The organism is Haloferax sp. ATB1 (assembly GCF_000730175.1).
The window spans coordinates 11,768-24,372 of the sequence record NZ_JPES01000117.1 but is presented as its reverse complement, the minus strand read 5'-3'; the positions used below and the strand labels follow the sequence as shown (position 1 = coordinate 24,372).

Annotated in this window: 13 protein-coding genes; 5 read left to right on the top strand and 8 right to left on the bottom strand. The window is 65.5% G+C overall.

Features of this window, described 5'->3' with window-relative positions; genetic code table 11:
* Nucleotides 1-73 precede the first annotated feature (73 nt).
* Nucleotides 74-451, top strand: coding sequence for a hypothetical protein (locus tag ATB1_RS19220; RefSeq protein WP_042666555.1), 378 nt, complete (start codon nucleotides 74-76; stop codon nucleotides 449-451).
* Nucleotides 452-475: 24 nt separating this feature from the next.
* A complete protein-coding gene (locus ATB1_RS19215; protein WP_052368179.1) occupies nucleotides 476-1,033 on the top strand; it encodes a methyltransferase domain-containing protein in 558 nt (185 codons plus the stop codon).
* Between the two features lie 290 nt (nucleotides 1,034-1,323).
* On the opposite strand, the gene ATB1_RS23685 is transcribed toward ATB1_RS19215, so the two are convergent.
* The 8 genes from ATB1_RS23685 to ATB1_RS24010 form a co-directional block, all read right to left on the bottom strand.
* A complete protein-coding gene (locus ATB1_RS23685) occupies nucleotides 1,324-2,217 on the bottom strand; it encodes a hypothetical protein (protein WP_241768380.1) in 894 nt (297 codons plus the stop codon).
* Nucleotides 2,199-3,284 carry a glycosyltransferase family 39 protein gene (locus ATB1_RS23680; protein WP_241768379.1) on the bottom strand — a complete coding sequence of 362 codons (1,086 nt, stop codon included), beginning with the start codon at nucleotides 3,282-3,284 and terminating at the stop codon, nucleotides 2,199-2,201. The genes ATB1_RS23685 and ATB1_RS23680 overlap by 19 nt, the downstream gene beginning before the upstream one ends.
* Nucleotides 3,285-3,325: 41 nt before the next feature.
* Complete coding sequence (locus ATB1_RS19205; protein WP_241768378.1) at nucleotides 3,326-4,378, bottom strand: ATP-grasp domain-containing protein; 1,053 nt, start codon at nucleotides 4,376-4,378, stop codon at nucleotides 3,326-3,328.
* A gap of 177 nt (nucleotides 4,379-4,555) precedes the next feature.
* Nucleotides 4,556-5,581 carry a DUF354 domain-containing protein gene (locus tag ATB1_RS19200; RefSeq protein ID WP_042666551.1) on the bottom strand — a complete coding sequence of 342 codons (1,026 nt, stop codon included), beginning with the start codon at nucleotides 5,579-5,581 and terminating at the stop codon, nucleotides 4,556-4,558.
* Between the two features lie 10 nt (nucleotides 5,582-5,591).
* Nucleotides 5,592-6,878 carry a nucleotide sugar dehydrogenase gene (locus tag ATB1_RS19195; protein ID WP_042666550.1) on the bottom strand — a complete coding sequence of 429 codons (1,287 nt, stop codon included), beginning with the start codon at nucleotides 6,876-6,878 and terminating at the stop codon, nucleotides 5,592-5,594.
* Nucleotides 6,871-8,259 carry a nucleotide sugar dehydrogenase gene (locus ATB1_RS19190; protein WP_042666548.1) on the bottom strand — a complete coding sequence of 463 codons (1,389 nt, stop codon included), beginning with the start codon at nucleotides 8,257-8,259 and terminating at the stop codon, nucleotides 6,871-6,873. Before ATB1_RS19190 ends, ATB1_RS19195 begins: the two co-directional genes overlap by 8 nt.
* Nucleotides 8,256-8,837 (bottom strand): acyltransferase, encoded by a 582-nt coding sequence (locus tag ATB1_RS19185; protein ID WP_042666546.1) that lies wholly within the window; start codon nucleotides 8,835-8,837, stop codon nucleotides 8,256-8,258. Before ATB1_RS19185 ends, ATB1_RS19190 begins: the two co-directional genes overlap by 4 nt.
* Nucleotides 8,834-8,962 carry a hypothetical protein gene (locus tag ATB1_RS24010; protein WP_277813250.1) on the bottom strand — a complete coding sequence of 43 codons (129 nt, stop codon included), beginning with the start codon at nucleotides 8,960-8,962 and terminating at the stop codon, nucleotides 8,834-8,836. Before ATB1_RS24010 ends, ATB1_RS19185 begins: the two co-directional genes overlap by 4 nt.
* 304 nt (nucleotides 8,963-9,266) lie before the next feature.
* On the opposite strand from ATB1_RS24010, the gene ATB1_RS19180 reads away from it, so the two are divergent.
* The 3 genes from ATB1_RS19180 (at nucleotide 9,267) to ATB1_RS19170 (ending at nucleotide 12,592) form a co-directional block, all read left to right on the top strand.
* Nucleotides 9,267-10,352 (top strand): DUF1616 domain-containing protein, encoded by a 1,086-nt coding sequence (locus ATB1_RS19180; protein ID WP_042666544.1) that lies wholly within the window; start codon nucleotides 9,267-9,269, stop codon nucleotides 10,350-10,352.
* Nucleotides 10,352-10,921 (top strand): metal-dependent hydrolase, encoded by a 570-nt coding sequence (locus tag ATB1_RS19175; RefSeq protein WP_042666542.1) that lies wholly within the window; start codon nucleotides 10,352-10,354, stop codon nucleotides 10,919-10,921. Before ATB1_RS19180 ends, ATB1_RS19175 begins: the two co-directional genes overlap by 1 nt.
* Before the next feature lie 213 nt (nucleotides 10,922-11,134).
* Nucleotides 11,135-12,592 (top strand): hypothetical protein, encoded by a 1,458-nt coding sequence (locus ATB1_RS19170; RefSeq protein WP_241768377.1) that lies wholly within the window; start codon nucleotides 11,135-11,137, stop codon nucleotides 12,590-12,592.
* The last annotated feature ends 13 nt before the right edge of the window (nucleotides 12,593-12,605 follow it).

Genomic DNA, 12,605 nt, shown 5'->3' with positions numbered 1-12,605 from the left:
TGAGAGGTGCAGTTCACACCGCCACACGAGTCATTCGTCCAACATTTATTGTCCGTGCGACAACAGCATCGCTGTGGCCGAGTTCAAACACGTCTCAATCGGTGTTCTCGTCGGCATACTCGCAGGCGGCAGTTACTACGCGGACGGTCAGTGGGACCCGCAACTGCTGTTCTGCCTTATCCTCACGTGGGGAGTCGCCGGTTGGCTACTGGTGCGAAATCGCCGTGCGCTCAGTAATATGCCAGCCCTCCACCAGATTCTGTTTGTCGGGTTGGTGTCTTTCGTACCCCTGTACAGCATTCACCCCGAACTACCGCTGGGAAGCCTTCGGACCGTTCTCGTACTACACGCGATGGGGCTCACCGCTGCCGGCATCGGATTCGGCGCCGAGATAGGCGCGTCGCCTCGCAGAGAACAGCGTACGACGGCGACCAACCCACTCGACGAGTAGGCATCACCGGCCCGTCACGGAACCATGACTAACCTCAACTACGACGAAGCGGCGGTCGCTCGTGAAGAGGCAAACTACCAGACTGCGACTGCTCGGGCACGTCGGGCGTTTGTCCGCGAGCAGTTGAACCTGAAGTCCGGAGAATCGGTCCTCTCTATCGGCTGCGGCCCCGGGTTCGAACCGTCGGAACTCGCATCACAGACGAACGCATCCCGCGTTCTCGGAGTCGACTCCAACCCGACGATGCTCGCTGTTTCCCGGGATCGGTGTCCAGACGCTGTCTCACTCCTGCGCGGTGACGCGACGTCCATCCCGGTCGCAGACGGGTCCGTCGAGACGGCCGTGTCGGTACAGGTCTACGAGTACATCGACGATATCGATGCCGCCCTCTCCGAACTCCATCGCGTTCTCGATTCCGATGGGAGAGCGGTGATTTATGCAACCGACTGGGAATCGCTCGTCTGGCGCGTCCGGAACAGCGCGCGTTCGAACCGTGTCCTCTCCGCGTGGAACGAACACTGCTCACACCCACACTTGGGGCCAACCTCGAACCGAAACTCCGAGCCGCCTCGTTCGACGTGACGGATATCGTTCCCTATACGCTCCTGCTTACGGAACTCGGACAGGATTCGTTTGCATACTATCTGTTGGCGTCTATCCGAGAGTTTGTCACACCTCGGCTCGGAGCGGAAGTCGCGCGTCAGTGGGCCGAAGACGTCCGAACTCGTGACCGGAGGAGTGAGTCGTTTTTCTCTCTCACGCAGTTCTGTTATCTCGTCGAGCCGGTGGACGAGTGACGCAACAGACGGGTCGGTCCGTAAGTCGCCTGCATCGACCACACAACGCAAAAAACAACGACCGCGGCAGAGCGGTCAGTTAGCGCCCGGGAGCGAACAGATGGTGACTTCGCCGTTCGCGTAGACGTAGTTGGTCGTCGGCGGACAGACCTCGGTCTTCGACGGGTCGAGGTTCGTGGCCGTGTCCTGTTCGTTCGGGAAGTACGAGGCGCTCTGTGACTGGTACTCCCGGTAGGCCGTTATCCCCTGTGGCACCGGTCTGCCGTCTTCCACCGGTAAGGGTTCGGCCGGATACGCGTCGGTCCGCTCCCACACCGTCCCGTACGGCAGGTCGGTGTAGAGTTCACCGCCCTGTTGGGACGAGCGGGCCGAGCCGTACGTGTCGATGGCGGCGAGTTCCTGTTCGGTGTACGAGAGCCGCTCGTGTTGGTTCGGGAACACCGGGCTGTCCATCGCGCCGTCGTTCGACATTATCATCACGTTCGGGTAGACGAGCACGAACAAAAGCAGGATGACGCCGACCACCTTGAAGGTGGTCCGGTTGGCGAGGTGTCGGAACCCGAGGACGCCGATGATGGCGAGGAGGGCGTAGAGGTACGCGAACCAGCGACCGGGGACGAAACTCTCGATGCCGACGAGCGGCAGTCCGAGCACGACGAACAGCATCGCCACGATAGCGCCGACGAACGTGTACGTCGTCTGCGTCGCCCGCGAGCGGTTGAGCACGGTGAGACAGCCGATGAGACCCGCGAAGACGAGCAGGAGGAACCCGGCTTCGGTGACGTACGTCGAGAGCTGCGAGAGGAACGTCTGTCCGGCCGAACCGGCCGCACCGGACGCGCCGGCCGACCCGCCGCTTCCACCCACGCCTTGGAGGAAGCCGGCGTTGAACAGGTTCACGATGAGGTAGTTGATGACCGTTTCGAGGAAGGTGTCGCCCTGGTACGGCGTCAGCGACCAGGTGAACACGATGAGCCGAGGTTGAACCCGACGAGCCCCGCGAGGTTCACGGGGTTGGACCCGCCGCTGGAAAACGAAAGCGGGTCCGGGTCCTCGGTGAAGAAGTCGAACCGGAGCAGCACCTGCGCGGCGAACCCCGCGAAGAGGACCACCAACATGATGAACGACGACACTTGGTGGGTGAGGATGACGGCGGTGCTGAACAGGACGAGGAGACCGAAGTCGCGCCACCGCTCGCTCGCGTGCGTGATCCGCACGAGGCAGTACAGACACGCGAGGAAAAACAGCAGCCCGAGGCTCGTCGGGATGAGGTGGATGCCCCAGCGGATGACCTGGTCGCCCATCGCGTACAGCGCGCCGGCGGTGAGCGCCCAGCGAAGCGGCACGAGGAGTCGAGCCGTCCCGTAGACCAAAAGCGGCACGAGCGGCATCACGACGCCGACCGAGAGGTACAGCGCGTTCCGAAGCGACAGGCCGAGGAGGTGCGTCGACGCCGCCGTGAGGAGGTGGAAAAGCGGCGACGCGTAGTACTTGACCTCGCTGATTGCCGACAGCGAGTCGGCTTGCAGGATCATCTGGACGAACGTCGTGTGCGACCAGATGTCGATGCCGATGTACCCCGGCGCAGTGTAGAGCGCGGCGAACCGAACGACGAACGAGTACACGATAATCTCCGCGAGGAAGACGCTCGGACGCAGTTCGCTGTCCGGCGCGAGCAGTATCTGCCCGAGCAGTAGCGTGCCGACGACGCCGCCGAGGTCCATGAAGAGGACGCTCCGTTCGCCTTGAATGACCGCGAGCACGACCATCCCCGCGAGGCCGAGGAAGACGCCGGCCGAGATGAGCCGCACGAGCGACGGCGCGAGCGTCGGGAGCCCCTCCGTGGTTCCCCTCCCGCGGGCGGCCGCGAGATAGAGGAGGCAACCGACGCCGAGGATAATCGGGAGCGTCACGATGAAGATCTGCGACGAGAGGAATCGCAGCGGGAACAACGCGAGCGCGAGCACGACTCCGAGACCCGCTGCGAGCACGTCGAGTTCGGCTCGTCGCAATCGGCCGTATATTGATGAGAGCATCGTTATGTATGAGCTGAGAGTTGAGTTTCGAACTGGGTCCGTCAGATCGTGGTCGGGTCTTTATCGGGGCCGTAAAACACGTCTTGCCAGTCGCGGGTCACGTGCGTTCCCCACTCGATGTCGAGTTCGGGGAGCTCCTGTCCCATCGCGTACTGCACGCTGAGCGCGGGGATGTTGGCACCCGCACCGACCGAAGCGGTGACGGACGGGGAGAGTCGCGGATGGATATCGACGAGTTTCGGCCTGCCGGCGGCGGTGTATTTGAACCGGAACGTGACGTTGTACTCCAACCCGAAGACCGAACAGAGCTCGCGGGTGTCTTGCAGGAGTTCCGGGTTCTCTTCGACGGTTCCGACGAACGAGGCGTCGTCGCAGGCCTCGTTGTGAGACCGGGAGACGAGAATCGGCGTCTCGTCGTCGCGGACGAGCGCGTCCACGGTGTACTCCTCGCCGGGGAGGAACTCCATCACGACGAGTTCGGGGAACTGGACCGTCTCTTGGAGGACGGGCAGCACGTCGCCCAACGTCGTGACGGTGCTGTTCGGTTTCTGGTTCAACAGCGCGTTGAACCGGTCCATGTCCGGGTCGAGGACGCGAAAGCAGCGCATGTCGGTGCTCACGGGGGGTTTGAAACAGACGCGGCGGTTGGGGTAGCCGAGCGCGTGCACCGCGTCGAGGAACTCGTCGTACGTGGAGACGCGGTAGAACTCGGGTGCCACCGGGTGGGCCTGCTTGACGAGTTCGTCGTACAGTCGCCCTTTGTCTCTGGCAACCGACAGCGCCTGCGGCGAGAGGACCATCACTTCGATACCCTCGCTCTCGAAGACGGGCTTCGCTTCGGAGAGGGGGCCGACCTCCGCCGCGTTGAGTGGGAGGATTACGTCGGCGTCTTCGCGGCGAGCGACCGCCAGCAGGTCGGAGACGAACGCGTCGGTGTCGGCAGCGGGAACCGTCTCCGCCGTGTCGACGAGGGTGAAGCCGTAGGCGTCCGGGTCCGTGTCGACGCCGACGATGTGCGCGTCGAACGCGTCGGCCCGGCGAATCGCCTTGATGATACCCGAAGCGCCGACGGCACCGGCGCCGGTCACCAGCACGGTCACATCACCGTCTCGGCTTGACGGTCGGACTGTATCCAGCAGTGTCATCGAGACGAGACAGACACCAAGGGCCCCTTATTATATAGCAGATAAAAGGCGTGAAGCGCCGAAAATCGACGTGTCGCTCGGAGTCGACTCGGCCGGCGAACGGGCGTGAAACGCGCGTTCGAAAAACTATTTCTCGGTCGCCAGCACCCGCTCGACGATGACGTCCGTCGCGTCGACGTTCTCTTCGAGAAGTCGCCGTCGGCGCGCCTCCCAATCGGCGTCGGTCGACCGGAGGATGTCGACCGCCTGATTCGCGGCGCGTTCGTTCCGCCGCTCGCCGTGGTAGCCGAACAGCAGGTCGAAGGAGGCGAGGTCGCGCATGAGTCCGGGATTCGCGCTGTGGACGTAGACGGTCGGCGTCCCGAGCACGGCGCTTTCCGAGGCCATCGTCCCGCTCTCGCCGACGAAGAGGTCGGCGTACGCGAGCACGTGGTGGATGAGATGCGGGTCGATGGTGATGGCGTAGTCCGCCAACGCGGGCGGGAGGGAATCGCCCTCCGCGGAGATGAGGACGGTCGCGCCCGCGTCTTCGAGGCGGCTGACGAGGCCGGTGAGTCCGTCGAGACCCTCGTCGCCGACGTCGTGTGCCGCGCCCCAACTGACCAGACGGACGACCGCGTACGTGTCGTCGGCGTCGACCGGGAGGCCGTCGAGCGCCGCCGGGTCGGGGTCGAACCGGTCGGGATGGAGGTACGCCAGTTCGTGGTAACTCGGGTATCGGTAGTGGTTCGACCCGGCGTCGTCGCGGTAGCATTTCGGCGTCGCCACCTCGTCGGCGAAGGGGAACGTCAGCGCGTTCGAGAGCGTCGCGTGCTCCGTGTCGGTGAAGACGACGCAGTCGGCACCGACGAGCGTCGCGACGTGTGCGGCCTCGAACCCCCCGATGGAGGCGACGACGTCGGGGTCGATATCCCTCGCGGCGCGGAAGAGCCGATACTCGATGCCGAGCGTCGACAGCGCGACGCCGACCAGCGAGTCGCCGCGAGAGCCGACGACCTCGTAGTCGATTTCGTACTCGTCGAGGAGGTCCAAGGCGACGTCCTTGTCGAGGGCGCGGACGTACACCTCGTGGCCGCGGGCCTCGAACTCGTCGATGGCGTGTTTGAAGAAGTGGACGTGCGCGGGGTGCTGAATCGTGATGAGGATGTCCATCGTCGGTGTCTCAGAGCTGCGCGTAGTGGAAGCCGCGCTCGTCGGCCTCGTCGGCGTCGAACACGTCGGCCACGTCTATCATGACCGGGTCGGAGCCGAGCGCGGCGGCCATCTCGCCGAGGTCGTAGTCGGTGAACTCCTCGTGACCGGTCGCCACGACGACGCCGTCGTACGCCTCGAAGTCGACCGACTCGACCACGTCGATGCCGAAGACCTCCCGCGACTCGTCGGGGTCGGCGTGGGGGTCGTAGCCCACGCAGTCGACGTGGAACTCGTCGAGTTTCTCTATCATCGTGCTCACGTCCGAGCTCCGGATGTCGCCGACGCCCGGCTTGTAGGCGAGTCCGAGGACGAGCAGCCGCGTGTCCTGGAGGACGCGGCCCGACTCGTTGATGGTCTTGACCGCCTTGCGGGCGGCGTGAACCGGGACGTACTCGTTGATTTCGCGCGCCTGCAACACGAGCTTCGGCGAGAAGCCCTCGCGCTTGGAGCGGTAGGTGAGGTAGAACGGGTCGACGGGGATGCAGTGGCCGCCGACGAAGCCCGGGGAGTAGCCGTCGTGGAAGTTCCACTTCGTCCCCGCGGCTTCGAGGACGTCCTTCGTCGTCAGGCCCATGTGGTCGCACGCGATGGCCAGCTCGTTGACGAGCGCGATGTTCATGTCGCGCTGGACGTTCTCGATGACCTTCGACGCCTCCGCCGTCTCGATGTCGGGCGCGCGGTGGATACCGGCGTCGACGATGCTCCCGTAGAGGTCGGCGAGGCGCTCGCGGACGTCCTCGGAGTTGGCTCCGACCACTTTGACCACGTCCTTGACGCTCCGCCCGGTGTCGCCGGGCGACGCGCGCTCGGGCGAGTAGCCGACGAACACGTCTTCGCCGACGGTGAAACCGGACTCGGCTTCGAGCGCGGGCACGAGGACGGACTCGGTCGCGCCGGGGTAGACGGTGGATTCGAGGACGACGGTCGTCCTCGGGGAGACGTGCCGGCCGATGGTCTCGGCCGCCGACTCGACGAACCGGAGGTCGGGGTTCTCCATGCTGTCGACCGGCGTGGGGACCGTCACAACGACGAAGTCCGCGTCCGAGATGTGCGTCGGGTCCGTCGTGAACAGCACGTCGGAGGCGGCGACGCCCTCGTCGGTCACGTCCCCGGTCGGGTCCGTCCCCGCCGAGAGCGTCGAGACCTTGTCGGGGTCGACGTCGTAGCCGATGACCGACTTCCCGGCGCGGTCGAACTCGATGGCCAACGGCAGGCCGACGTAGCCGAGGCCGACGACGCAGACGGTGTCAGTCATGGAGTCCGATTCCCTCGTAATCGACGCGTTCGTCGTCTCGATACTCCGTGGCGGCCTGCCGACCGTCAACGAAGACGACCGGGCGGTCGTCGTCAGAGAAGGCGGGCACGTCGAGATGTTCGAACGACTCGTGGGCCGTCACGAGCACGATGGCGTCCGGGGACAGGTCGTCGTTCGTGACGCCGCGGATGATAGTCGCACCCGCGGCCTCGAAGACGTCGGTGTCGTCGAGGATGGGGTCGGTGGCGACCACGTCGGCACCGGCGGCGTCGAGGTGTTCAATGACGGGGAGCGCCGGCGTCTTTCGAATCTCCTTGACGCCCGCTCGGTACGTGAGGCCGAGGACGAGAACGGTCGCGTCTTCGGGGGCGACGCCCCGTGCGTCCAGTCGGTCGAGCGCCGTCTGCGCGGTGACGTGCGGCATCTCGTCGTTGACGGCGCGAGCGGTCTCCATGAGCGGCGACGCCGTCTCGAACTCGTTGATGAGGAACTGCGGGTAGTACGGGATACAGTGGCCGCCGACGCCCGCGCCGGGCGTGTGAATCTCGCAGAACGGTTGGGTGTTGGCCACGTCGATTGCCTCGGTCACGTCGACTTCGAACTCGTCGGCGTGGGTCGCCAGTTCGTTGGCGAGCGCGATGTTCACGTCGCGGTAGACGCCCTCGAACACCTTGACCGCCTCCGCGGTCGTCGTGTCCGAGACGGTGATGACCTCGTTCGACGATATCTGGTCGTAGATGAGCGACGCGGCGCGGGCGCTCTCGTCGTCGGCCCCGCCGACGACCTTCGGGTAGGCCCCGCGGATGTCCTTCAGCGCCCGTCCCGAGGAGGTCCGCTCCGGGCAGAACGCGAGCCCGAACTCGCCGAGCGAGAGGCCGCTTTCGGATTCGAGAAGCGGGAGGAGCGCGTCTCGGCAGGAGCGCGGCGGGAGCGTCGACTCGAAGACGACGAGGTCGCCCTCGTCGAGACCCCGCCCGATGTCGCCCGCGACGGCCTCGATGACCGAGAGGTCCGGGCGACCCCCGTCGTCGACGAGCGTCGGGACGATGACCACGTGCACGCTCGCCTCGGCCGCGACTTCCCGCGGTTCCGTGTTCGCGACGAGCGCGCCGTCCTCGACGAGTCGCTCGACCAGTTCGTCGAGCCCGGGTTCGCCGACGATGTGGTTCCGCCCGGCGTTTATCTCGCGGACGACCTCGGTGTCGATGTCCGCGCCGGTGACGTTTCCGGTGGTCTCGGCGTAGACGGACGCGAGGGGTAGTCCCATCTTGCCGAGACCGTAGACGCCGACGGGCACGTCGCCGGAGGTGAACGCGTCTCTCTGTTCGTCTTCGGGACGGTCGGAACCGTAGATGGTCGTGACTGAAGATTGTGTGCTCATATCGAGTTCGCTCCCTGTAGCTTCGCCGGGAGTTGGCGGTGTTCGGCGGGCGTTCCGACCGCGAGCGTCTCTGCGGGGACGTCCTCGGTGACGGTCGCGCCGGCGGCGACGAACGCGTTCTCGCCGACGGTCACGTCGGGGAGGATAGTCGCGTTCCCGCCGACCGAGACCCCGTCTTCGAGCGTCGGGCCGGTCATCTCGACGTCCTGCCGGACGGGGTACGGGTCGTTGGTGAGCACCGCGCCCGGTCCGACGAACACGTCGTCGCCGATGTGCGTGTGGGTCGGAACGTAGACGCGGGTCTGGAGGCTCACGTTGGACCCGATGGTGGAGGTGCCGTCGATGACGGTGTTGGTCCCGACGACGACGTTGTCGCCGATTCGGGTGTCCTCTCGGACGAGCGCGTCGTGGCCGGTGACGAAGCCGTCGCCGATAGTCACGTCGCTGTAGACGATGGTCCCCGAGCGGATTCGGGCGTCGTCGCCGACGATCGTCTGCCGGGAGTCCTCGCCGGCGGAGTACCCGAGGGTGACGTCGTCGTCTATCTCGCAGTTGGTGCCCGTGACGTACAAGTTCATGCCTGTTCCGAATCGACAGCCGTCTCGTCCTCTTCGGGGAGCGACCCGCCGCTTTCCGACCGGAGGGTGGTTACGAGCACGAACAGTGCGACGAGCGCCGCGAGGAGTTTGGTTTTGGTGCGCATTGTTGGTCACGCCGCGGGCCGTCGTGGCCCGCGATTCGAAACGGAGGTCACGCGAAGCGGCCATTATTATCGGGACGGTAAGCCCGTAGACGGCCGCAGACGGGCGAACGCGAGTCGGTCCCACCGTGCGAACCCTCACCAATCGAAGCCGCGATTCCTCGATTTTTCGGAGCATCACCCCGGAACGCTGCCGTCGGCGCGTTCGGTCATTCGCCCTTATCAGACCGCTAAGCCGCTCTTTCGCCCAATTTCGAGCGTGAACGGTCGCGGCCATTTTTCAACACGGACGGTCAAGGCGCGGGTGATGAAGTCGTCTACCCGTCACTGGACGCTCGACTTACTCCTCGTCGTCGCGGGCGCGATCGCCGCGCTCGCGGCGGTCATGCTCGGTCTCTCCGGGTCGGTCGTCCGGAGCCTGTTCGTCGTGCCGCTCATCGTTCTGTACCCGGGGTACGCGGTCCTCGCCGCCGTGTTCCCGGAACGGCGGTCGGACGTCGAGTCCGACACCATGAGCGACGAGTCGGCGCTCACCCGACCGACGCGACACACCGCCGGACTGCTCTACTCCGTTCGGCTGGCCCTCTCGTCGGCGTTGAGCCTCGCGCTCGTCGCCGCGGTCGCGCTCGTCGCCAACGTCGCCGGGCGGGGGTTCGACGCGACCCTCGTCGCGCTCGGCGTGTTCGGCGTGACGATACTGTTCACCGCCGTCGCCGTCGTCCGGCGCATGCTCCTCCCCTCGGACGCGCGGGCCGGTGCCCCGCCGCTGAGTACCGTTCTCGGGAGCGTGGCGTCGACCACCGGAGCGGTCACGTCCCCGCTTTCGTCCGAGTCGCGGAGTTCGCCAGTCTCGCTCGCCGTCAACCTCCTCGTCGTCGTGAGCGTCGTCGCGTTCCTCAGCAGCGTCGGGTTCGCGATGGTCGAGACGCAGACGCCCGAGTCGGACTTCACCGAGGCGTACCTCGTGACCCAGAACGAATCGGGGTACGCGGCCAGCGGCTACCCCCAGCAACTCAGTCGCGGAGAGCAGGTCCCGGTGACGCTGGCGCTGGAGAACCACGAGCACGAATCGACGACGTACACGGTCGTCACGAAGCTCCAACGGCTCGACAGAACGGCGAACGGGACGCGGGTGACCGAGGAACGCGAACTCGACCGAACGCGGCAGTCGGTCGAGGACAACCAGACCGCCTACGTCCAACAGGACGTGCGGCCGACGATGTCCGGTGAATCGCTGCGACTCGTCTACCACGTCTACAGAGGCGACGCCCCCGACGATGCGAACCGCGAGAACGCGTATCGGACCGTCCAACTGGTCGTTTCGGTCGGTGGTGGTGAAGACGCCACTGCGCAACTCAGCCGGCCCGATTCGACCGGAGGGGCGAGCGCCTGATGTGGCCGTGGGAGCATCTCGTCTTCGGCTACGTGCTGTTTTCCCTCGTGAACCGCGCCGCGTGGGACCCGCCGATCAGCGACGAGGCCGGCGTGGCCGTCGCGCTGATGACGCAGGTCCCGGACCTCGTCGACAAGCCGCTTTCGTGGTCGTTCGGCGTCGTCACGACGGGGTACGGCCCGGCGCACTCGGTCCTCGTCGGCGCACCGCTCGTCGCGCTGCTCGCGGGGGCGCTGTGGACGCGGAACAGGGCGAAACTCGCGCTCGCCGCGGTCGTCGGCTACGGGTCGCACCTCGTCGGCGACCTGCTCGCCCTCCGGGCGAACGGGCCGAACGCCGGGCGGTTGCTCTGGCCGCTCGCGCCGCGGGAACCCTACTCGAACGACCTCGGCTTCGTCCAGCGGTTCTCGGAGTACTTCCAGACGTTCCTCTATCAGGTGATGCGCCCCGAGAATACGGAGCTCGTCGTCGGCTACGTGGCCGTCTTCGGAGCGGTCGTCCTGCTGTGGGTGCTCGACGGGACGCCGGGGGTTCGGTGGGTTCGCCGCGCCGCCGACCGAGAACTCTGAGCGGGCCGCTCCGTCACTGGTCCAGCCCGCAGAGAATTTTAGAAACAACACCATAATTTAATTGATTGTCTGACATTCACCCATAGAACAGACATTCAGTTTGAATAATATGAAAAACGTTGAAAATACTCAATAGACAGAAGCAGAGACACTCTCGCGATGCGGAATCAAAGCGCAGAAGAGCGCAAAAGGACGGTATCTCGAAGGAACGTATTGAAGGGAATCGGCGGGGCGGCCGCGGCCGTCTCGTTCGCCGGGACGGCGTCGGCCGACGACGATTGGTACAACGTCGTCGACGAGGGAGCGGACCCGACGGGCCAGGAGTCTATCAATCCGATTTTGGACGATATTCGGTGCGACGACGGGACGGTGCTGTATTTCCCGGAGGGCGAGTATCTCATGGACGACGTCTTCCGGCACGTCGGTTTTCGGGGGTTCGAACTGCGGGGGGATAACGCGACTATCGTCCCGGCCGCCGACTACGACGGCAAGTGGCTGTTCAAGTTAGGAACGTTCGACCAACCGGGCGAGGACCTCGTCGTCGAGGGATTCGAGTTCGACTTCACGGCGGACAACACCGGCCTTCGCGTCGTCCAAGCGCAGGTCAGAGACGACCTTCTCGCGCGGAACCTCTCCGTCGTCGGGCAGCACGACAGCGGGAAGTACGGTCCGTTCGCGTTCGACGTCACCGACTCGTCGGGTATCGGGACCGTCCAGAACATCAGGATTCCCGACGGCGGCGAGTTCTCGGACAACACCCCGGGCGACATCGACGTGGGGCCGACGGGTATCATCGTCTCGCCGTACCACAACGGGAAGCTCTGGGTGCGCGACTGCGAGGTCTGTGCGTGGCCAGACAACGGTCTGTACTGTTCGACCGAGGGCGGCCGCGTCGTCGTCGACGGCGGCGTGTTCAAGAACAGCAACATCGCCAACATTCGGCTCTCGGGCGATTACAGCTCGATTCACGGCGCGACCGTCATCGTCGACGAGCGCCGGGACAACGACACGAACCAGCGGGGCATCCGACTCGACGGCGGCGCGTACAACTGGATAGACGACACCGTCGTCCGAATCGACGAGCCGAACGGACGGGCCATCAGCGTCCAGAACGACGTCGAATGGGCGCGGATTCAGAACTCCAGCGTCATCGTCAACGGGAGCGTGCCGACGAAGGCCGTCACCGTCTCGTCGGGCGCGGGGAAAGTCGACATCCTCAACACCGACATCGAGTTCAACACCAGCGGCCACGCGCTCGTCGTCAACGGGCCGAGCGGCGCCGACGCCGACCCGGTGTACGTCCTCAAGTCGAACGTCGGGGGCTCCGGCGACGGGTCGACCGGCCGACACGCGGTTCGACTCGAACGGGGCAACTGCACGCTCGACCGCTTCGACGTCGAACAGACCGGCGGGGACTACCGCCGCGCGGTCAAGGTGCTCGGCGACGGTAGCACGTTCATCTGGGGCGACTACGACACGGGTCACATCCCGCTCGTCAACGACGCCGACGGAACGACGTTCCACGGTATCACCTCGCAGTCACACGACGGCTACGAGGGGATGAAGGTCATCGACGGGTCGAGCGGCGTCGAAGTCACCGAGTCTGCGATTCACAACGGCGTCTGGGAGTACGGCGACGTCGACGTCACGTACGACGGGAACTGGTTCTGAGCCGCGCCGGTCG

Coding starts and splice junctions, on each gene's coding strand:
- ATB1_RS19215 (WP_052368179.1), top strand. CDS start 476: ATGACTAACCTCAACTACGACGAAGCGGCGGTCGCTCGTGAAGAGGCA.
- ATB1_RS23680 (WP_241768379.1), bottom strand. CDS start 3,284: ATGCTCTCATCAATATACGGCCGATTGCGACGAGCCGAACTCGACGTG.
- ATB1_RS19200 (WP_042666551.1), bottom strand. CDS start 5,581: ATGGACATCCTCATCACGATTCAGCACCCCGCGCACGTCCACTTCTTC.
- ATB1_RS19195 (WP_042666550.1), bottom strand. CDS start 6,878: ATGACTGACACCGTCTGCGTCGTCGGCCTCGGCTACGTCGGCCTGCCG.
- ATB1_RS19190 (WP_042666548.1), bottom strand. CDS start 8,259: ATGAGCACACAATCTTCAGTCACGACCATCTACGGTTCCGACCGTCCC.
- ATB1_RS19185 (WP_042666546.1), bottom strand. CDS start 8,837: ATGAACTTGTACGTCACGGGCACCAACTGCGAGATAGACGACGACGTC.
- ATB1_RS24010 (WP_277813250.1), bottom strand. CDS start 8,962: ATGCGCACCAAAACCAAACTCCTCGCGGCGCTCGTCGCACTGTTCGTG.
- ATB1_RS19180 (WP_042666544.1), top strand. CDS start 9,267: ATGAAGTCGTCTACCCGTCACTGGACGCTCGACTTACTCCTCGTCGTC.
- ATB1_RS19175 (WP_042666542.1), top strand. CDS start 10,352: ATGTGGCCGTGGGAGCATCTCGTCTTCGGCTACGTGCTGTTTTCCCTC.